Origin of the sequence: Deinococcus aquaticus (genome assembly GCF_028622095.1) — a bacterium.
GTDB lineage: Bacteria > Deinococcota > Deinococci > Deinococcales > Deinococcaceae > Deinococcus > Deinococcus aquaticus.
Window position 1 is genome coordinate 2,877,444 of sequence record NZ_CP115165.1, and the last position, 20,260, is coordinate 2,897,703.

Sequence of the window (20,260 nt, forward strand, 5' to 3'; positions counted from 1 at the left end):
GCCTCTGCTGTTGCTGGCGCGCCCTTCAGGGAGCAATGTCGCTTGAACGGCTGCGGGCGGCCCCCTACACTGCGGGCGTTCCAATCGAAATCGAAGTCGCTGTTGCCAGGGTACCGGTTCGCCGGGACGTTCGCGTGCAGGTACGTGACCTGCGGGGGTAGGCCATGAAGAAAGGACTGATGCGGCTGTTGCTGGTGGGCGTGGTTGGCATGGGCATGGGTGGGCTGTCGGCGGGCGCAGCCGGGTCAGGGAGCGCCGTGTTGGGGGGCACCGTGACTCCCATGACCGACAGTTTCTGGACGGAGTGGCACGTCATCGCCACGACACGGTCGTGGGAAGGTCGCCTGTCGTGCCGCTGGCAGCGGGAGTACGTGCAGTTCAGTCCGCAGACCGGGGATTACTCGGTGGTACGGACACAGACGACGATCACGCGCGGCGAGCCCTGCCCGTCGCCCTGAGCGGCACCGTGATCTGACAGGCACCGTGTTCTGACGGGCAGGGAACGCCTGAGGGGGAGAAACCGGTGATCGGCTCTCCCCCTTCTGGGCGGTCATGGCGCAGCGCGCACGCTGCGGTGGGTGGTCAGGCGTTCAGTCGTGCGCTCCGGCGAGTTCCTTGCCGAACTGCTGCGCTTCGGTGCTGCCAGCCAGGGCGGTGGTGCTGCTCTGCCCGCCGCCGGCGGCCTGGGCGACCAGGTCGAAGTACCCGGTGCCGACCTCGCGCTGGTGCTTGACGGCGGTGAAACCGCGTTCCTGGGCAGCGAATTCGCGTTCCTGGAGTTCCACGAAGGCGGTCATCTGGTTGCGGGCGTAGCCGTAGGCGAGGTCGAACATGCTCATGTTCAGGCTGTGGAAGCCGGCCAGGGTGATGAACTGGAACTTGTAGCCCATCTTGCCCAGTTCGACCTGGTACTTGGCGATGGTCTCGTCGTCAAGGTTTTTCTTCCAGTTGAAGCTGGGGCTGCAGTTGTAGGCCAGCAGCTTGCCGGGGAACTTCTCGTGGACGGCCTCGGCGAACCGGCGGGCGTCTTCGAGGTTGGGCACGCTGGTCTCGCACCAGATCACGTCGGCGTAGGGGGCGTAGGCCAGGGCGCGGCTGATGGCCTGCTCGATGCCGGGGTTGACGTAGTAGAAGCCTTCGGGGGTGCGTTCGCCGGTGCAGAAGGGGCGGTCGTTGTCGTCGATGTCGCTGGTGAGCAGGTTGGCGGCGTCGGCGTCGGTGCGGGCGATCAGGACGGTGGGCACGCCGCTGACGTCGGCGGCGAGGCGCGCGGCGTTCAGGGTGCGGATGAACTGGCTGGTAGGCACGAGGACCTTGCCGCCCAGGTGACCGCATTTCTTCTCGCTGGCCAGCTGGTCCTCGAAGTGCACGCCGGCGGCGCCCGCCTCGATCATGGCTTTCATCAGTTCGAAGGCGTTCAGGGGGCCGCCGAATCCGGCCTCGGCGTCGGCGATGATGGGCGCGAAGTAATCGACGTCGTTCTTGCCTTCGCTGTGCTGGATCTGGTCGGCGCGGCGCAGGGTGTTGTTGATGCGCTTGACGACGTCCGGCACGCTGGAGGCGGGGTACAGGCTCTGGTCGGGGTACATCTGCCCGGCGTTGTTGGCGTCACCGGCGACCTGCCAGCCGCTCAGGTAGATGGCTTTCAGGCCGGCCTTGACCTGCTGCATGGCCTGGTTGCCGGTCAGGGCGCCCAGGGCGTTCACGAAGGGTTCGTCTTTCATCAGGCGCCAGAGTTTCTGCGAGCCGTGGCGGGCCAGGGTGTACTCGATGGGCAGGCTGCCGCGCAGTTTCACGACTTCCTCGGCGCCGTAGTTGCGTTTGATGCCCTGCCAGCGTTCCTCGGTCTGCCAGGTTTTTTCCAGGATCTCGGCGGGCGTGCGGGGGTTGGTGGTCATGGTGGTCCTCCTGGGGGTGTGCTGGGGGTGATCCGCTTTCCGGTGGGAAGGCGGTGTCTGTAGGTGTGTGTGGGCGGTGCGGGTGGCCCCGCGTGGTTTCTGTAGGGGCATTGTGCGCTGGCAGCCGGGCCGCCAGGGGTGGTTTACTTCTGGTCCGGTCGGGTAAACCACCCAGTCAGGTAAACCACCCTGCACGGGCGTAACACAGGAAAACCCCCACCGGGTCGCGCGGACCGGGCGGGGGCAGACAGGGGAACGGCGGGGGCCAGTGGATCAGTCGTTCAGCCACTCCTGAAGAGCCTGCTCGAAGGCCGGGTGCGCCTCGTGGCTGTACAGGATGCCGTGGAATCCGGCAGCGTTCGCAGCGTCGATGTTCTCCTGCACGTCATCCACGAAAGCCACCTGCGCGGCGGGCACGCCCATCGCCTGCTCCAGCGCCGCGAAGGATTCCGGCGAGGGTTTCTTGTGCCCCAGTTCGTTGCTGAACACCGGCTGGTGAAAGCGCGCAAAACGGGCGTCGCGGCGCAGGTGATCACTGACGACCGGGTAGTTGTTGCTCAGCAGGCCCACGCGCACAGTCTGCGGCAGTGCGGCCAGCGTGGCGTACATGGGCGGGTTGTCCATGATGCTGCCCAGGTACAGTTCCTCGAACTCCTCGTAGGGCATGGGCACCCCGGCTTCCTCCTGAATGACCGTCCAGAACTGCGGGAGGCTCCAGGCCCCGACCTCCAGTTGCCGCACGTGCCGGAAGTAACTGTCGCGCACCCGCTCGACGGGCACGCCGCTGCGGTCCGCGACGTTCTGCGTGCTGCGCCCGTCGAAGGTGCCGACCGTGAACACGCCGCCCCAGTCGAACGCGACGTGCCGCCCGGCAAGGTCAGGTTGAGCGTGAGACTGCGTGGACTGCGGGTGGGAGGCTGAATCGGTCATGCTGCCGATTGTGCCGCACTGGAACGGCACGCACGCCGCCTCTGTTCAGACCTGGGCTCAGACCTGGGTCGGGGCCCGCCCGGATCAGTGGCCTGCACGGCCGGCCGCTCAGCTGCCGGTACGGGCTCTCTGCGTGCCGTCGGTGGCGGGCTGGGCGGGGTCGTCGATCAGCAGGCCGCGCCGCACCCAGGCGCTCAGGTTCAGCGCGTGGGACGCCTGCCAGGGACGCGCCCAGTCGGCTTCCGCGCCCAGTTTCTGCCCGCGCCCGTGCCGCAGCACGTAGGCGCGGTGCAGGGCCAGCAGTTCGGCGGGGCTGGTGTCCGGGTGGTGATGCTGATCCAGTTCCTCACTGAGCGCCGGGGATGACAGGGTGGGCGACGAGGTCGTCAGGACGCAGGCCACGCCGCTGGCGCGGTCCCGCAGCCACGTCAGGAGTTGCAGGTACGCGCGGCCTGTGCGGGCGGATTCCGGCGTTTCACTCCAGCGCAGCGCGGCGGTCGTGTCGGGTTCCAGGGTGTACGCGCGCAGGTGCCGCACCTCACTGATGACCGGCAGGTAGAACGTTCCGTGAAACTCGGCGTTCAGGGCCAGCAGCGCCGCGTGCGCGGCACCCAGTGCGCGCGACTGCTCGGGCGTGCTGCCCCAGGCGCGTTCCTCCAAGCGGTCGAAGGTCAGGGTGTCGTGCACCTCGGGGCCGGGCACGGCGTGGCCCTCCATGCGGGCGCGGCTGATGTCGGCCAGCAGGCCCACGGCGCGGTCCTCACCCACCAGGAGTTGGAGCTCCTCGTTGGTCAGGGCGGCCAGATTCAGACGGCGGGGCACGCGCAGCAGCATACTGTGCCCGCGTCACGTTGTCAGCGGGGGGGTCGGGGGGGTGTCCGGCGGTGGGGATCAGCGCTGAGGGCCCGTACTGCCGGGCGGCCAGCGTCCCCCCTGGAGCCGCAGGGTACAGTGAGCGGCGATGACCGCGCAGAACACCGCCAGCCCCGAGTACCACGCCGACCTGAAACAGGTCGCCCGCACGCTGCTGGACCACACCGGCCCCTTCGTGATCCTCTCGCACGAGAACCCGGACGGCGACGCCCTGGGCAGCGTGCTGGGCCTCACGCGGGCGCTGCGCAGCCTGGGCCGCGACGTGACCGCGCCCATGACCGTCCCGCGTTACCTGAAGTTCCTGCCGGAACCCGGCGAGCTGAGTGAGCCGCTGCCCGCCGTGCCGGAAGGCGCGCTGGTCGTGGTACTGGACGTGGACAACAACGACCCGGTCCGCGTGGCCGGACTGGACCTGACCGGGTATACGGGACCGGTCGTGAACGTCGACCATCACGGCACGAACGCCCGGCGCGCTACCGCGCTGCTGGTGGACCCCTCGCGGCCCGCCACGGCCCTGATGATCACGGACCTGCTGGACGAACTGGGCGTCACCTGGACCGAGGCGATGGCGACCCCGCTGATGCTGGGCCTGAACACCGACACCGGCAGCTTCCGCTTCGACAGCGTCACCCCCGGAACGTTCACGGTCGCTGCGCGGCTGCGCGCCCACGGGGCGCGGCTGGGCTGGCTGAACGACCAGCTGGGCCAGAACCCGCCCACCTACTACCACCTGCTGCGCGAGGTGCTGGGCACCATGCAGTTCCTGCACGCGGGGCGGGTTGTGCTGGCCCGCGTGGATCAGGCGATGCTGGACCGCGCCGGGGCCGCCTGGGAGGACGTGGAATCCTACGTGGGCTTGATGCGCAGCGCCGAGGGCACACAACTGGCCGTGATGGTCAAGGATTACGGGGACCGCGTGAAGCTCTCCATGCGGTCGCGGGCCGGGTTCAGCGCGCAGAACGTCGCCGTGGCCCTGGGCGGCGGCGGGCACGTGCCGGCCGCCGGGGCCAGCGTAGCCGCACCGTTCCCGGAGGTCATGGAGCGCCTGAACGCCGCCATCACCGCCGAACTGGCCCGCGTGGACACCGAACGCAGCGCCGGGGCGTAACCGCAGTGCGCCAGCAGAGGCCTTCGGCACTGACCTGGGGCCTCTGGCGCAGTTCAGGGGGCTGTGTCAGGGAGCGGCGGGGCTGGCCCCCGCCGGCGTTTCAGGGGCGTCCAGCACCGCCTGAATGCCGGCGTTGATCCACGCGAAGGCGCGGCGGGTGTTCGGCATGGTGTACGTCTGCGCGGCGTTCCGCTGCATGAAGGCGTACACCAGATGCCGCCCGTCGGTGGTTTCCACGTATCCGCTGTACGTCAGGAGCCGCCAGCCGTTCCCGCCCTTGCCGCCGAAGTACGCTGCGCCGCCCCGGTGCGTGAGCTTCAGCGCCGACTTTCCGTACCCGAGGGCCATGACCTGCCGCTGCCACCGCTGCGACGTGCCGGACAGGCCGCTGCGCAGGAACTCGGAGGCCACCAGCGTCCCGAACTCGTACGGCGTACTGACGTTATGGGTGATCAGATCCAGCGCCGGGTCGTACCGGCGGTCGAAGTACTCGTCCAGGCGGCGTTGCAGGTAATCGGCGCGGTACGCGCGGGCGTCCGCGTCGATCAGCAGCGCCAGCCGCTCGCGGTCCCCGCCGGTCGCGGCCGCCCAGCGTCCCGTGCCGCTGAACGTGCGGGACAGTCCGGCCTGCATGACCCACCAGTCGCGCGTGGGCATGATCAGGCGCGTGCGGCACAGGCCCAGGTCGTCCGCGACGTTCTGCACGGCCGGTAAGCCCACGCGGCGGTGCAGGATGTCGGTGGCGGTGTTGTCGCTGTTGCGGATCATTCGTTCCGCCAGCGTGCGCACGCTGGAGCCGTCGAAGGGGTAACTGCCGAGGCTCTGATTGTCGCGCGTCACGTCGAAGCGCTCGGACGGTTTCAGCGTTCCGGCGTCCACGGCCCGCAGCACCGCCCACAGGACCGCCTGCTTGTAGGTACTGGCCAGCGGAAACGCGGAGTCCGGGTTGGTACCCACGGCCCGCAGGGGTTGCAGGGTCGCGGGGTCCACCTCGGCCACCCACAAGCCCAGCGTGCCCGTCAGCGGCAGCGGTGGCGGCGGGGCCTTCGGAACGGGCGGCGCGCCCAGCAGGCAGCCGTCAGCGCCACGCGCCGCGAGGTCCCCGAGTACCTGCGCCTGCGGGGGACTCACCTCGCGCCGCAGCGAGATCACATCACCGGACTGGGTGGCCCCGGACTGAGCGGAATGGGAGCCGCCGTGCTGGCAGGCCGTCAGCAGCCCCGCCAGTGACAGCAGCGCCAGCAGGGTCAGGGTGGTGCCGAAGCGGCGCACCGTCAGGCGTGCAGGGGTTCCAGGGTCACACCCACCGTGCCGGGGCCGGCGTGCGTGGCGACCACAGCGCCGATCTGATGATCGCCCATGTCCTCGAAGGACACGCCGCTCAGGCCCGCGCGGACCTCCTTCACGAACTCCTCGCCGCCGGGCGTGCACATGATCGCCACGCGCGCCCCGCCGTGCTGCGCGGCGTACTTCTTCACGTAATCCACGATGTCCGACATGGCCTTCTTGTGCCCGCGCACGCGCCCGCCAGAATCCACGCGGCCATCCTTGACGACCAGAATGGGCTTGATGTTCAGCAGGCTCCCCAGCAGCGCCTGCCCGCCCCCGATGCGGCCGTTGATGCGCAGGAAGTCCAGGGTATCCACCGTGAAGCGGATATCCGCGACCTTCTGCAGCGCCTCCAGTCTCTCCACGATCTGCGGCACGCTCAGGCCCTGGTTCGCCAGTTCAGCGGCGCGCAGCACGCGCAGGCCCAGGCCCATGGTGACCGAGCGGCTGTCGAGCACCGTGACCTTCCCGCCGAACTCCTGCGCGGCCAGCCGGGCGCTGCCGACCGTGCCGGACATCTGCCCGCTGATGTGAATGCTCAGCACCTCATCCGCCGTTTTCAGCGCCTCGGTGTACGCCGCCGCGAACTCGGCCGGGCTGGGCTGCGAGGTGGAGGGCGTCTTCTTCCCGGCCTTCAGGCCCGCGAACAGGTCGCCGGGCGTGATCTCCAGGCCGTCTTTGTGCATCTTGCCGTCGAACAGCACGTACAGCGGCACGCTGGTCACACCCACCTGCGCGCACAGGGCGGCGTTCAGGTCACTCGTTGAATCCGTGACGATTGCAATGGTCATTCCCTGATACTAGCGTGACACACAATCATTTTGCCCAGCATCCACGCCGCGCACCCCCACCCGGCACGAACCGCACCGGGAAGGGCGCGCCGAACACAGTGTTCCGGCGCGCCCTTCTCCCTTTCATAGCCTCCGCAGAGGCCGCTGTCAGCTCTTTTTCTTCGGCTCCCACTTCTTGCGGCCCGTGGCAGGCAGCGCGTCGGGGGCCGTGGTGGCCTGCTGGCCTTCCTCCAGCGAGTTCTCGCCCACCTGCTCCAGGTGCACGTGCTCGGTGATAAGGGCCACCTCGGGTGCGGGCGCGGCAGCAACAGCAGCGGGCGCAGCCGGGGCGGTGGGTGCAGCAGAGACAGGAGTCGCCCTGGGATTCCACTTCTTGCGTTCGCCCGTCGGGGCCGGCGCGGCAGGCACTTCCGCCAGCGTGGCCGGGGTCGCCTCGGCCGGGGCGAGCGCTACTTCGGTCGTGGGGGCCGCCTGCTCGCCTTCCGCCTTCGCTTTCGGAGCCCACTTCTTCCGCTCGCCAGTCGGGGCAGAGACAACGGCCTGGGTGACCTGAACGGGTTCGGCGGGCTGGGAGGCGGGAGGCGCGTCGGTCACGGGCGCGGCGGGCGTCTCGCTGGCCGGGGCGGCTGCCTTCGCACCGCCGGGCTTCCACTTGGGACGCTCGCCCGCTGCGGGCGTGGGTGCAGGGGTGCCGGCGGCTGCCTGGACGGTCGCCCCGGCCTCGTCAGTGCTGGTCTCTGCTGATTTGCTGGTCTCTGCTGCTCTGGCTTTCGGAGCCCAGGCTTTGCGGGCCGGGTCCTCAGCGGGGGCTTCTGCCAGAACGGGCGCGGGGTTCACGTCGTCGCTGCCGGTAGCCTTCGCCTTGGGCGCCCAGGCCTTGCGGGCGGGCGCGTCAGCCGGTGCACTGGGGGTCGGAGCCGCCGCTTCAGTCGCCGCAGGGGCCGCACTCACGTCGTCTGCCGCTTTCGGCTTCCAGCTCTTACGGGCCGGGGCCGCGTCCGCTGCGGGGACCAGCGCGGTTTCGGCGGTGGGGGCGGCGGTCTGGACGTCGTCGCCGCTGGCGGCTTTGGGCTTCCAACTCTTGCGGGCGGTGGTTTCGGGGTGTGCGGCCTGCACTTCGGGCTGCGTGCCCTGGGTGGCGTCGGGACTGCCGGGTTGCGCGTTGATCACGGCGGCAGCCGTCTCGCCGACCACGGCAGCGGGGGCTCCGGCGCCGGGGCGGTCGCCCGTGCGGTCCATGGGCGTCTGCGCGTTCGGGGCGCTGGCCACTTCGGGCTGCTCCAGCGGGGTTGCGCCCGCGACGGGGCCGGTGGGAGCGGCCTGATGCCAGGTGCCGTCGGCGCGCTGCACGCTCTCAAGCATCAGTTCCGCCACGTCTTTCACGATAATGTCGTCGCGTTTCTGCTTCTCGGGGCTGGAGTTCATCATGGCCTTGCAGAACGGGCACCCGACGGCCAGGACCTTGCCGGGGGCGACCTCTCCGGTCTGCTCGAACTCGGCGCTGACCTCCTTGGCCGTGTCGAGGCGGGCCTGGATTTCCCGGAAGCGGTTGTCGCTGACGCGTTCACTGCCTTCTTCCTCTTCCTTCCAGAACTGCGCGCCGCCCGCGCCGCAGCAGAAGGAGTTCTCGCGGCTGCGTTCGAGTTCCAGCACCTCGCCCGCCATCTGGGTGATCAGGCTGCGGGGCGCGTCGTACACGCCGTTGTGGCGGCCCAGGTAGCAGGGGTCGTGGTACGTGACGTTCTGGTCGAGTTGCGTCAGGGGGAGTTTCCCGGCGGCGACCAGCGTTTCGAGGTACTCGGTGTGGTGGATGGTACGGTAGTCGCCGCCCAGCTGCTTGTACTCGTGCCCGATGGCGTTCATGCAGTGCGGGCAGGTCGCGACGATCAGTTTCGGGGCCACCTGGTTCAGCGTTTCGACGTTCTCGGCGGCCAGGGTCTGGTACAGGAACTCGTTGCCGGCGCGGCGGGCGCTGTCGCCCGTGCAGGCTTCCTTCTTGCCCAGCACGGCGTAGTTCACGCCGGCCTTGTCGAGCAGCTGCACGAAGGAGCGGGCGACCTTCTGCGCGCCGGGGTCGTAACTGGCGGCGCAACCGACCCAGTAGATGACGTCGGGTTCCGGGTTCTCGTCGATGGTGGGGACTTTCAGGCCCTCGGCCCATTCGAGGCGCTTGTCGCGGCTGATGCCCCAAGGGTTGCTGGCGCGTTCCATGCCACGGAAGGCCGTCTGGAGCTGCGGGGGGAACTCGCCGGCCACCATGACCTGATGGCGGCGGATGTCGATGATGTCAAGCATCTGCTCGTCCTGCACGGGGCAGACCTGCATGCAGGCGCCGCAGGTGGTGCAGGCCCACACGCTTTCCTCGTTGATAGCGAATTCCAGCAGGGGGTGCTGGGTAGCCGCGCCGCCCTCGAAGGGCGCGGGCTTGAGCGTGAAAGGGCTGGGGTGAGCAGCGATCACGTTCAGTTCCATGCGTTTGTTGATTTCCAGCGCGGCGGGGCTCAGGGCCTTGCCGGTCGCGTTGGCCGGGCACACGTCCTGGCAGCGGTTGCACTGGATGCAGGAGTACGCGTCGAGCAGGCGAGGCCATTCCAGGTCCTCGAGTTTCTCGGCGCCCAGTTTGGGTTCGTCGGCCTCCATGGCCTCTTCCAGCCCTTTCATGGGGGGCAGGACGCCGCTGCCGACGGGCCGCTTGAGGGCGTAGTTCAGGGGCGCCATGAAAATATGGATGTGCTTGGTGAACGGGAAGTACGCCAGGAACGCCAGGACGCTGCCGAGCGCGCCCCAGTACCCGAAGATGCGCCAGCCCTCGATGGCCTGTTCGCTGGCACCGCCGAACAGGGCGCGGCCCAGGGCGCTACTGAACGGCTGGAAGGCGTCGTAACCGCCCAGCACGCGGGATTCCTCGGCCATCTTGGCGGCGTTGCCGAGCACGCGGCTGCCCACGTGGAAGGTAATGAACGAAGAGACGATCAGGCTGTCGCGCAGGATGTAGTTGGCCCGCAGCAGCGGGTGCAGCAGGGTCTTGTCGGTGAAGCGGAAGTCGCGTTTGCTCGGCAGGAACAGGCGGCGGATCAGCAGGCTGATGACCCCCACGAGGACCAGCATGCTGAGCAGGTCGGCCAGGAAGTTGTACCCGGCGAGCAGCGGGCTGTCCTTGGAGTAGATGTGGAAGGGAATGTAGCCTTCGAGGCCGTCCACGACGTTTACGAGCAGGTAGTACACGAAGCCGTAGAAGATGAAGCTGTGCAGCACGCTGATGGTGGTGCGGCGGCGGAAGGTGCGCTCCTGGGTCAGGCTGACCCGGATGGCGTACAGCACGCGCTGGACGGGGTTCCCGGCGCGGTCCTCGCTGGCGGATGCGCCGCGCGCCACACGGCGGTACAGGCGGTAGAAGCCCCACAGGCCGAAGCCGCCGGCGATCAGGGCGAAGATGAAGAACAGCAGTTGGTGGATCAGGGGCAGCAAGGGGCAACTCCTTCAGGCAGGAAACGAGACGGGCGAAAACTTGTACCGAGTCAAAGTATGGGGAAAGTATAGGGGATGCCGGGCATCAGGGAATCACCCTCACCATACCCCCCCAGCCCGCCCCCGCGCCCGCCAGCGGCCCTCCCCCGGCCGGGCCGGCAGTACCACCGACCCCACCCCGAACATTCAAGGCCCGCCCGGCACCGCTCGCACCGTTCCAGGCGGCGCGGTGCGGTAGCGTGAACCCGTGAGTCTCACTGCGAACGAACTTCAGACGTACCTCAGCGCCCTCGTGACCGGCGACCTGAAACTCTCCACCATGATCTGGGGCCCCCCCGGCGTCGGCAAAAGCAGCGTCGTGGCGCAGGTCGCGCAGAGGCACGGCCTGGACTTCGTGGACGTCCGGCTCTCGCAGCTGGCCCCCACCGACCTGCGCGGCCTGCCTGTTCCCGAGGCCGACGGGCAGGGCGGCGGCGTGTCCCGCTGGTACCCGCCGGAATTCCTGCCGCGCGGCGGGCAGGGCGTGCTGTTCCTCGACGAGGTGAACATGGCCCCCCCCACCATGCAGGGCATGGCGCAGCAACTGATCCTCGACCGCCGGGTCGGCAGTTACGTGCTGCCCGACGGGTGGTTCGTGTGGGCCGCCGGGAACCGCAAGGAGGACCGCGCCAGCGTGTTCGACATGCCCGCCCCCCTCGCCAACCGCTTCCTGCACCTCACGGTCCGCCCGGACTTCGACTCGTGGCGCGCGTACGCCCTGGCGCGCGGCCTGCACGAGCACGTCATCGCGTTCCTGACCTTCCGGCCCGAACTGCTGTGGCGCCTGGACCCGCAGCAGCCCGCGTGGCCCAGCCCGCGCGCCTGGGAGATGGCCGCCCGCCTGCACCGCGCCGGACTGGACGCCACGCCCGCCATCGGGGACGCCGCCGGAGCGGAATTCAGCGCCTTCGTGCGTCTGTACGAGCAGCTTCCGGACCTCGGCACCGTCCTGGAAGGCCGCGGCGCCGGCCTGCGCCTGCCGGACGAACCCAGCGTCCGCTACGCCGCCGTCGTCGGTCTGGCCGCCCGCGCGCAGAGCGCCGACGAGGCCCACCACGCCTTCACGTGGCTGGCCGACAACGCCGGACCCGAGTGGCTGCAACTGTACGTGGCGACCCTGGTCAGCAAATTCCAGGCCATCGGGCAACTGGCCGACCTGGCCGACCTGATCGGCCGCGACGAACGCCTCGCCACGCTCGTGCAGAGCACGCTGAGCCTCACGGAAAGCGCGTGAGGAGCGAGCAGAAGGCAGATGGCAGATGGCGAATGGTGCCTCTGGCCTTCTGCCATCTGCCATCTGCGGCGGTCACACCATGACCCCGGTTCCCGTCACCCCTGAATTCCAGCGTCTGATCTCCGGCTCCCGGCTGCGGCTGCGGGGCAAGTCGGCGTTCTTCGCGACGTTGCTGCTGCACGCGGAGTTCGTGCCGTCACGGGAGGTCGCGGCGGCCGGAACGGACGGGGAGCGGGTGTACGTGAACCCGGAGGTGGCGGCCGGGCTGGCGCCGGACGTGCTGGACGGCTTGCTGCTGCACGAGGTCCTGCACGCGGCGCTGTCGCACGTGCAGCGGCGCGGCCCGCGTGAGAAGAAACGCTGGAACCGTTCGGCGGACCTGATCGTGAACGGCATGGTCACGGCCGCCGGGCTGCCCACGCCGCCCAGCAGCGCCGGGGCCGCGCGGGACGAGCACCTGGAGAAACTGAGTGTCGAGGAGGTGTACACCGCGCTGGACGGCGAACCGGACGGGGACGGCGAGGATGGCGACGACCTGCTGGACGGCCCGCCCGGTGACGCCCCGCCCCGGAACGGGAAGCCCTCCTCGAACGTGGCGCGGCAGTGGCAGCAGGCTCTGGCGCAGGCCCGTAGCGTGGACGCCATGAGCGGCGGGAAGGGCGACGACCCGCTGGGCATGCACCGCGAACTGATGAGACTGGCGCCCGCACGGCTGGACTGGCGGGCGCACCTGTGGCGGTTCCTGGCGCGCACCCCGGTCGATTTCGGCGGGTTCGACCGGCGCTTCGTGGGGCGTGGCCTGTACCTCGAAGCGCTGGACGACGAATCCCTGAGTGCCCTGATCGCCGTGGACACCTCCGGCAGCGTGGACGACGACGCGGTGCGCGCGCTGGTGGGCGAGGTGCAGGGCGTGCTGGGCGCGTACCCGCACGTGCGGGCCACGCTGTACTACGCGGACACCGAGGCGTACGGCCCGCACGACCTGTCGCCCGGCGGCGAGATCCCGCCCCCGCAGGGGGGTGGCGGCACGGACTTCCGCCCGATCTTCGCACTGCTGGACGCACACGAACCGGACGTCCTGATCTACCTGACCGACGGCTACGGCGACTTCCCCGAGCAGGCCCCGCGCGTGCCGACGCTGTGGGTGGTGCCGCCCGGCGGTCTGGAAGACGAGGGCTTCCCGTTCGGGGACGTGCTGCGCCTGGAGGAACACGGGTGAACGCGACCAGCCTCCCGGACGCCTTCCAGCGTGACCCGCACGCCGCGCCCGGCCCGGACAGCGTGTGGTTCGTATTCGACGGACACCGCCTGATCCTGACCGCGCAGGAGGGATTGCCCACCGGCCCCGCCGCGCCCTTTCCCGTGACCGACACGAGCGGCCTGGGCAGCCTGGACGGCCGGACCATGTTCACGGCGGCGCTGGACGGCGACCTGCCCGGCGGGTTCGTGAGTGTCCCGGTCCGCTCGGCGTTCGGAACGCTGGGCGACACGCTGATGGGCGTGGCCGGGTACGCCTCGCAGATCCTGGAGTTTCACCGCACGCACCGCTACTGCGGACGCTGCGCGACGCCGATGCAGGACAGCGCGCACGAACGCTCCCGCGTATGCCCGAACTGCGGCCTGACCGCCTACCCGAGGGTCGCGCCGGTCGCGATGGTCCTCATCACGCGCGGGCACGGCCCGGACACCGAGGTGCTGCTGGCGCGCGGCCCGAACTTCCCGCCCGGCATGTACTCCGCCATCGCCGGATTCGTGGAGCCCAGCGAAACCCTGGAGGTCGCCGCGCACCGCGAGATTGCCGAGGAAGTCGGCGTGACCGTCACGGACCTGCAGTACGCGTTCAGTCAGCCGTGGCCGTTCCCGCACTCCCTGATGATCGGCTTCACCGCCCGCTACCAGGGAGGCGAGATCACCCCGCAACCCGGCGAGATCCAGGACGCCCGCTTCTTCCCGGTCACGGCGCTGCCTGGGCTGCCGCCCCGGGTCAGCATCGCCCGCGCCCTGATCGACCAGGCCGTGCAGAGGGCACTGGGTGATGGGTGATGGGCGGCCGCGTGTGCGCGGCGTGACCGCCAGCCCCACCCCCTGGCCACTTCCCACTGCCCACACCCTCCTCCTTCCCCGCGTGGCATGATCGGGCGCATGACGTTCTCCGACCTTGATCCGCGCACCCTGACGATCCTGGGGGTGGAGGGGGCGCTGGAGGCGGCGGCCAGTCCGCGCGCCACGGCTGACACCCTGTCCGGTCTCTCGGCGCATCCGGATTCACGGGTTCGTGCGCTGGTGGCGCGGCACCCGAACACCCCCACGGAGATTCTGGGGGCGCTGGCAGCGGCGTACCCGGCGGACGTGCTGGCGAACCCGGGGTTACCGCTGATGCGACTGGCACGGCCGAACCTGCTGACGTCGTTCCCGGCGGACAGCGTGATCGCGCTGTTGAACGCGGAGGGGTCGCCCGCCTGGGTGCTGGACGCGGCCCTGCGGCACGAGGATTACGCGGTGCGCACGGCACTGGCCGGCCGCGCGGACCTCAGTGAGGCGCGCGTGGCAGCGCTGGCCGCAGACGCCGGGTGGCAGATCCGGGAAGCCGTCGCGCGGCGTGAAACTCTGCCGGAACCGCTGGTGCGGCAACTGGCCGCCGATGACGATTACGACGTGCGCAAGGCCGTCGCGGCGCGGGCCGACCTGCCGGGCGACGCGCTGCGGGAACTGGTCACCGACTCGCACGGACTGGTGCGGGCCGGCGTGGCACGGCGACTGGACCTGCCGCTGGACTGCGCGCTGACGCTCGGCACGGACGGCGATCCGGACGTCCTGGCCACCCTGGCCCGCCGCGTGGACCTGCCGCGCAGCGTGCGTGAGTGGCTGGCCACCAGCGAGCACGCCGTGGTGCGCGCCGCCGCCCTGCAAGGCTGGACGGTCCCGGCCGCGTGGCTGGAACGCGCCGAACTGGACGCCGACCCGGACGTGCGCGCCGCCCTGGCCCGCCGACCCGACACGTCCCCCGACACGCTGATCCGACTGGCCGCCGACGAGACGGAAACCGTGCGCCGCGCCGTGCTGGAACGCAACGACCTGCCCGACAAAGCCGTCCTGACGCTGGCCCGCGCGCCCGAACAGGACATCCGCCTGCACGTCGCCAGCGCCGAGCACCTCAGCCCGGCCGTCCTGGCCGCCCTGATCGGCGACCCGGACCCGAACGTGCGCACCGTGCTCGCCGTGCGGCCCGACCTGAGCGGCGACCTGCTGTCCCGGCTGGCCGCCGACCCGAACCCCGAGGTGCGCCGCGCCGTCGCGTACGCCCCCGCCACCAATGCGGACATCCTGACCCGACTGACCAGCGACCCGAACGCCGGAGTGCGCCGCGCCGCCGCGCACCACCCGAACCTCCCGGACAGCACGCACGACACGCTGGCCGCCGACCCGGACGACGGCGTGCGCCTCGCCCTCGCCGGACGCACCGACCTCTCCCCCACCCTGCGCGAGCGCCTGCGCGCCGACCCGGACGCCAGCGTACGCGCCGAAGCTGGCGCATGACCAAGACGGATTCCGTCTGTTTCGTTAACACCCCGGAAGGGGCACCGGGTTGCCAACTCCACGCCCGGAATCCGTCTCCCTCCTACTCGCTCCGCTCGGATTGAATGGTTATGCAACCATCCAATCGGAGACCGTTTGACATCCGCCTCCCCCTGGGCGACGTGAAGTTCAGCGTGCGGGTCGGCATCCTCTGCACGCGCGGCGACACGCTCCTCACGAACACCGAGCCCGGCATCGGCTTTCACTACCTGCCCGGCGGGGCCGTCACCACCGGCGAGGACTCCGCCACCGCCGCCGCCCGCGAATGGACGGAAGAAACAGGCCTGCCCCCCGGCCCACTGCGACTGGTCGGCGTGGTCGAGAGCTTCTTCGGCCCCACCGAACGCCGCCAGCACGAGATCGGCTTCTACTACCACACGCCCGCCCCAGCGGAACTGCCGGACAGCCCATTCACTGTGCAGGACAACCCCGGCGTGACCTGCCACTGGCTCCCACTGAACGACACCGAATCCACCCCGGTCTACCCGCTGGTCATCCGCGACCTGCTGGACGTTCCACCCGGCGAAATCCGCCACATCGTCAACCACGAAGGGTAACGCCCCGGCCCGGCGTTCAGGCGGGTGAGAGGTTCGCGAATTTCACCAGGAGTTTTTTCGTTCCGGCGGTCGGGAAGTGCACCGTGACTTCCTGCCGGTCGCCGATGCCCGCGACGGCGAGGACCTGTCCCTCGCCGAATTTGGGGTGACGGACGCGTTCGCCGCCCCGGTAGGCCATGCCGGCGGTGAGGGGGCTGGTGTTCTTGACAGCGCTGGCGGTGGGGACGGTGGGGCGGTAGGTTTTCCAGGTTTTGGCGCGGTAATCGACGACCTGTCCGTAGGGGTCGACGGTGTCGAAGCCGCCTTCGATTTCTTCGAGGAAGCGGCTGTCCTCGGCGGCGTTGGTTTTGCCGTACTGCATGCGGTTCTCGGCGGCGGTCAGGAACAGGCGGTCCATGGCGCGGGTGATGCCGACGTAGAACAGGCGGCGTTCCTCCTCGATGCCGCCCGCCTCGGCGATGGCGCCCTTGCTGGGCAGCAGGCCTTCCTCGACGCCCACGATGAACACGACCGGGAATTCCAGGCCTTTGGCGTTGTGCATGGTCATGAGGGTGACGGCGTCTTCGGGGGTGTCCTTGTTCTCCTGTTTGGTGCGCATGTCGTCCACGCTGGAGAGCAGGGCGGCGTCGTCGAGGAAGTCGCCGATGGTGCCCTGGTTCTCCTGTGACCATTCCTCGGCGGCGTTCACGAGTTCATCGAGGTTCTCGGCGCGGACCTGTCCTTCCGGGCCTTCCTGGCGGAGCAGGTCGAGGTACCCGCTGGTTTCGATCACGTAGCGCAGGAACGGGCCGGGTTCGTAGTTGTCGGCGGCGTCGCTCATGGCGTGCATCAGCGCGGCGAAATCCACGGCTTTCTGCGCGCCACGGTCGAGGATGCCGTCCATGTCGGCGCGGGCGCAGGCTTCCAGCAGGCTGGTGCGGTGCGCGGCGGCCCAGTCGAGGAGTTTCGTGAGGGCGGTGTCGCCGATGCCGCGCCGGGGCCGCCCGATGATGCGGCGCAGGGCCACGTCGTCACTGGGGTTGATGGAGAGGCGGGCGTACGCGAGGATGTCGCGGATTTCCCGCCGGTCGTAGAAGCCCACACCGCCCACGATCTTCGCGGGGATCTGCACGCGGCGCAGGCTCTCCTCGATCACGCGGGACTGCGCGTTCGTGCGGTACAGCACGGCCATGTCCGTCAGCGGAAGGCCTTCCCGGGCGTGCAGGCGCGTGATCCACTCGGACACGAAGTCTCCCTCGGCGCGGTGGTCGGTGGCGCGGTGGAACACGACGGGCGGCCCGTCCTCCTTGACGGCTTTCAGGGTCTTGTCGAGGCGTTCGGCGTTGTTCTCGATCAGCCGGTTGGCAATGCCGAGCACGCGGGCGCTGCTGCGGTAGTTGTGCTCCAGCATGTAGACCTTCGCGTCGGCGTAGTCCTTCTGGAAATCGAGGATATTTTGTATGTCCGCGCCACGGAACTTGTAGATGCTGTTGTGGACGAGCAGGCCGCCCGCGAGGTACGTGTGGGTGGGGGTGACGGTCAGGTCGTACACGGGGCCGTCGTAGTGTTCCTGCGTGACCTGCGTGACGGCTGTTTCCTGGAGGCCGTGTGGGGTATCGGCCAGCAGGAGCATGCCGGGGTGCAGGTGTGACAGGGGCGTGAAGGCGTACATGGCACCGCCGATGTGGGCTTTGCGTTGCAGTTCCAGGCCGCCGTCCTGCGCGATCTGGCGGGCCTCGGCCAGGGCCTGTGGGTAGTCCTTGCGGCTGAGTTCGAGGCGGTAGCCGCCGCGTCCGTTCGTGCGGACGGGATGCCCGGCGTCCGTGAGTTTCGCGGCGATGTCGGCGCGGTTGCTGCTCCACTGGATGCGGTGGTAGCCGACGCTGCCGTGCCGGTGGTCCTGGAACATGATGAGGTTCAAGCTCTGGCGGCGCACGCCGTTCTGCGGGCGGTGGTGCGGGAAGTCCGGGTGCAGGTGCAGGTCCGTCATCAGGCGGCGGGCGGCAGCGGGCGTGTCGATCTCGCGGAACAGGCGTTGCAGGTGATCGTCGCCCATGGCGAGGTTCCGGCCGACGCCGTGGAACAGCGCGGTGGGCAGGCCGTAGCGGGCGGCGTACAGCGCTTCCCAGTACGCGGCGTCGGCGCGGGTGTCGCAGACGCGCAGGACCCAGACCTTGTCTCCGTTTTCCTGGTTCAGGCGGACGCGGTAGCCGTAGTCGGTCTGCCCCTCGCTGTTCTGCCTCGCGCCGACAGTCAGACCCACGCGGTAGCCGCGGTCCTCGCGGTACATCAGGTACACGTACCACTGTCCCTGCATGGGCTGGTGCCGCGCGAGGACGATGTGGTGCGGCGTGCCGCGCAGCGTGTGCGCCTCAGTCTGCACGTTCCAGAGTGGTCCGCTGGAGTGACCGCGTTTGACGTGCGTGACCTGCGCGGGCAGGCGCGTGCCGGACGCGCCGACGCCGCACACGGTCTCTCCTTCTGCGATGGTTTCGATGGGGCGCGGTCCCTGTGGCGTGCCGATCAGGGTGCCGGGCGGCAGGCACTGGTCGGGGTCTCCGACGACCAGCAGGTTGCGGTCCCTGGAGGCGAGCAGGCGGGTCAGTTCGTACTGGGCTTTGTTGGTGTCCTGGTACTCGTCGACGTGAATGAACCGGGCGCGGTTCTGCACGGCGTTCAGGACGGCGGGGACTTCGCGGAACAGGCGGACGGTTTCGGTGATGAGGTCGCCGAAGTCGATGGCGTTCTGGGCTTTTTTGCGCGTTTCGTAGCGGCGGTAGGCTTCGGCAGCGGCTTCTCTGGGGATGCCGCTGAGGTAGGGTTCGTGGGCGCGGTCGAGGTCGGCGGGGGTCTGGAGGTTGCTTTTGGCGCGGTCGAGGATGCCGCGTAGCACGCGGGGGTTGGTGTCGGGGCCGATGCCGGGGAGGCTGCCCATGATGTCTTTGAGGACGTCGAGCTGGTCGTCGTCGTCGTAGATGACGAAGCCGCGCCGGAGGCCGATGTGTTCGCCGTAGGCGCGCAGGATGCGCACGCCGGCGCTGTGGAAGGTGCTCATCCAGAGGTTCTGGGCGCCGGGGACGAGGTGGCTGGCGCGTTCGCGCATCTCGGCGGCGGCTTTGTTGGTGAAGGTCACGGCGAGGATCTCGCCGGGTTGCACGTCGTAGTGGCCGATCAGGTGGGCGATACGGTAGATGAGGGTGCGGGTTTTGCCGCTGCCGGCGCCGGCGATGACCAGGGCGGGGCCGGTGTAGTGGTCGGCGGCCTGTGCCTGGGTGGGGTTCAGTTGGGCGAGCAGGTCGGGCGGGTTCACCTGGGAATTGTATCAGGCAGCGTTCTGCCCTGGGCGTAATGGCCTGCCCTGGGTGTGATGGGCGGGGCCGGCCGTGTTCCCGGGCAGGGCACGGTTTTCGGGCTGCCTAACCCTGCTACGCTCCACGGGTGACGGCTTCCTCGACCTCCCTGCAGACCTCTTCGCGCGCGTCCAGACTGGCGCTGGGCAGCATTCTCGTGGCGGTGGTGGTGCTGTCCCTGAAGTACGTGGCGTACCTCATGACGGGCAGCGTGGCACTGTACTCGGACGCGCTGGAGAGCATCATCAACGTGGCGGCGGCGGTCGCGGCGCTGATCGCGCTGCGGGTCGCGGCCCGCCCGGCGGATGCCAACCACCCGTACGGGCACACGAAGGCCGAGTACTTCAGCGCGGTGGCCGAGGGCGTGCTGATCGTGCTGGCGGCGGCCGCGATCGTGCGCGAGGCGCTGCCGGCGCTGCTGAACCCGGCCACCTTGCCGGAGCAGGCCGGACTGGGACTGGCGGGGCTGGGCGTGAACCTGGGGGCGGGCCTGCTGAACGCGGTGTGGGCGTCGGTGCTGCTGCGTCAGGGGCGGGCGCTGCGTTCGCCGGCGCTGCTGGCGGACGGGCGGCACATCTTCAGTGACGTGGTGACCAGCGTGGGGGTGCTGCTGGGCGTGCTGGCGGCGCGCCTGACGGGGCAGGCGTGGCTGGACCCGCTGCTGGCGATTCTGGTGGCGCTGAACATCCTGTGGAGCGGGTGGCTGCTGGTGCGGGAGAGCGTGGGCGGCCTGATGGACGCGGCGGTGGAACCGGATACCGAGGCGAAGATCCGGCAGGCGATGAGTCTGCACGGGCAGGGCGCGCTGGAGATGCATGACCTGCGGACCCGGCATGCGGGAAGCGTGACGTTCATCGAGTTTCACATGGTGGTGCCGGGTGACATGACGGTGCAGGAGGCGCACAGCATCTGCGACCGCCTGGAGGACGCCATCCGGGCCGAGACGCCGCAGTCGTCGATCAGCATTCATGTGGAGCCGCAGGAGAAGGCCAAGCATCACGGCGTGCTGGTGCTGTAGAGACCGCTGTCTGTCGGGGGCGCTGTCAGCATTGATACTGATCACGCCCGGGCAGGTGTGGAGTTCCGTGATGCGGGACGACCCGCCGGTTGGCAGGTCAGTTCAGGCGC

Annotated in this window: 15 protein-coding genes; 8 read left to right on the plus strand and 7 right to left on the minus strand. The window is 69.6% G+C overall.

Annotated features, from left to right (window positions below; genetic code table 11):
* Positions 1-164 precede the first annotated feature (164 nt).
* The gene (locus tag M8445_RS13940) at positions 165-458 is read left to right on the plus strand and encodes a hypothetical protein (RefSeq protein ID WP_273988484.1); all 294 of its coding nucleotides are present in this window, start codon (positions 165-167) and stop codon (positions 456-458) included.
* 132 nt (positions 459-590) lie between these two features.
* Here M8445_RS13940 and aceA read toward each other — a convergent pair whose 3' ends face one another.
* From aceA to M8445_RS13955, 3 genes are all read right to left on the minus strand, one after another.
* Entirely contained in the window at positions 591-1,898 is a 1,308-nt protein-coding gene (aceA, locus tag M8445_RS13945) for an isocitrate lyase (RefSeq protein ID WP_273988485.1), read from the minus strand.
* A gap of 273 nt (positions 1,899-2,171) precedes the next feature.
* Positions 2,172-2,828, minus strand: a complete 657-nt coding sequence (locus M8445_RS13950) for an HAD family hydrolase (RefSeq protein ID WP_273988487.1) — start codon at positions 2,826-2,828, stop codon at positions 2,172-2,174.
* Between the two features lie 108 nt (positions 2,829-2,936).
* Entirely contained in the window at positions 2,937-3,650 is a 714-nt protein-coding gene (locus M8445_RS13955) for a hypothetical protein (protein WP_273988488.1), read from the minus strand.
* A gap of 139 nt (positions 3,651-3,789) precedes the next feature.
* On the opposite strand from M8445_RS13955, the gene M8445_RS13960 reads away from it, so the two are divergent.
* Positions 3,790-4,809: a DHH family phosphoesterase gene (locus tag M8445_RS13960; protein WP_273988490.1), complete on the plus strand. Its 1,020-nt coding sequence runs from the start codon at positions 3,790-3,792 to the stop codon at positions 4,807-4,809.
* Between the two features lie 66 nt (positions 4,810-4,875).
* Here M8445_RS13960 and M8445_RS13965 read toward each other — a convergent pair whose 3' ends face one another.
* The 3 genes from M8445_RS13965 to M8445_RS13975 all read right to left on the minus strand — a co-directional run bounded on the left by M8445_RS13965 (position 4,876) and on the right by M8445_RS13975 (position 10,397).
* Positions 4,876-5,940, minus strand: coding sequence for a serine hydrolase (locus tag M8445_RS13965; protein ID WP_420704108.1), 1,065 nt, complete (start codon positions 5,938-5,940; stop codon positions 4,876-4,878).
* Between the two features lie 143 nt (positions 5,941-6,083).
* The gene (locus M8445_RS13970) at positions 6,084-6,929 is read right to left on the minus strand and encodes a DegV family protein (RefSeq protein WP_273988496.1); all 846 of its coding nucleotides are present in this window, start codon (positions 6,927-6,929) and stop codon (positions 6,084-6,086) included.
* A 147-nt stretch (positions 6,930-7,076) separates the two neighbouring features.
* The gene (locus tag M8445_RS13975; RefSeq protein ID WP_273988498.1) at positions 7,077-10,397 is read right to left on the minus strand and encodes a heterodisulfide reductase-related iron-sulfur binding cluster; all 3,321 of its coding nucleotides are present in this window, start codon (positions 10,395-10,397) and stop codon (positions 7,077-7,079) included.
* Positions 10,398-10,644: 247 nt separating this feature from the next.
* Between M8445_RS13975 and M8445_RS13980 the strand changes: the two genes are divergently transcribed.
* The 5 genes from M8445_RS13980 (at position 10,645) to M8445_RS14000 (ending at position 15,803) form a co-directional block, all read left to right on the plus strand.
* A complete protein-coding gene (locus M8445_RS13980; protein ID WP_273988500.1) occupies positions 10,645-11,670 on the plus strand; it encodes an ATP-binding protein in 1,026 nt (341 codons plus the stop codon).
* A 79-nt stretch (positions 11,671-11,749) separates the two neighbouring features.
* Complete coding sequence (locus tag M8445_RS13985) at positions 11,750-12,889, plus strand: vWA domain-containing protein (protein WP_273988502.1); 1,140 nt, start codon at positions 11,750-11,752, stop codon at positions 12,887-12,889.
* Complete coding sequence (gene nudC / locus M8445_RS13990) at positions 12,886-13,713, plus strand: NAD(+) diphosphatase (protein WP_273988504.1); 828 nt, start codon at positions 12,886-12,888, stop codon at positions 13,711-13,713. The genes M8445_RS13985 and nudC overlap by 4 nt, the downstream gene beginning before the upstream one ends.
* A gap of 99 nt (positions 13,714-13,812) precedes the next feature.
* Complete coding sequence (locus M8445_RS13995; protein ID WP_273988505.1) at positions 13,813-15,207, plus strand: hypothetical protein; 1,395 nt, start codon at positions 13,813-13,815, stop codon at positions 15,205-15,207.
* 110 nt (positions 15,208-15,317) lie between these two features.
* Positions 15,318-15,803 carry an NUDIX hydrolase gene (locus tag M8445_RS14000; protein ID WP_273988508.1) on the plus strand — a complete coding sequence of 162 codons (486 nt, stop codon included), beginning with the start codon at positions 15,318-15,320 and terminating at the stop codon, positions 15,801-15,803.
* Between the two features lie 16 nt (positions 15,804-15,819).
* On the opposite strand, the gene M8445_RS14005 is transcribed toward M8445_RS14000, so the two are convergent.
* Complete coding sequence (locus tag M8445_RS14005; protein WP_273988509.1) at positions 15,820-19,092, minus strand: UvrD-helicase domain-containing protein; 3,273 nt, start codon at positions 19,090-19,092, stop codon at positions 15,820-15,822.
* Between the two features lie 128 nt (positions 19,093-19,220).
* Between M8445_RS14005 and mntE the strand changes: the two genes are divergently transcribed.
* On the plus strand, positions 19,221-20,150 hold the full coding sequence (gene mntE / locus M8445_RS14010) for a manganese efflux transporter MntE (protein ID WP_273988510.1): 930 nt from the start codon (positions 19,221-19,223) through the stop codon (positions 20,148-20,150).
* The last annotated feature ends 110 nt before the right edge of the window (positions 20,151-20,260 follow it).

Bases quoted from the DNA above. Each gene is read 5' to 3' on its own strand.
- M8445_RS13985 (WP_273988502.1), top strand. From the start codon at position 11,750: ATGACCCCGGTTCCCGTCACCCCTGAATTCCAGCGTCTGATCTCCGGC.
- M8445_RS13950 (WP_273988487.1), bottom strand. From the start codon at position 2,828: ATGACCGATTCAGCCTCCCACCCGCAGTCCACGCAGTCTCACGCTCAA.
- M8445_RS13995 (WP_273988505.1), top strand. From the start codon at position 13,813: ATGACGTTCTCCGACCTTGATCCGCGCACCCTGACGATCCTGGGGGTG.
- aceA (WP_273988485.1), bottom strand. From the start codon at position 1,898: ATGACCACCAACCCCCGCACGCCCGCCGAGATCCTGGAAAAAACCTGG.
- M8445_RS14000 (WP_273988508.1), top strand. From the start codon at position 15,318: ATGCAACCATCCAATCGGAGACCGTTTGACATCCGCCTCCCCCTGGGC.
- M8445_RS13940 (WP_273988484.1), top strand. From the start codon at position 165: ATGAAGAAAGGACTGATGCGGCTGTTGCTGGTGGGCGTGGTTGGCATG.
- M8445_RS13970 (WP_273988496.1), bottom strand. From the start codon at position 6,929: ATGACCATTGCAATCGTCACGGATTCAACGAGTGACCTGAACGCCGCC.
- M8445_RS13960 (WP_273988490.1), top strand. From the start codon at position 3,790: ATGACCGCGCAGAACACCGCCAGCCCCGAGTACCACGCCGACCTGAAA.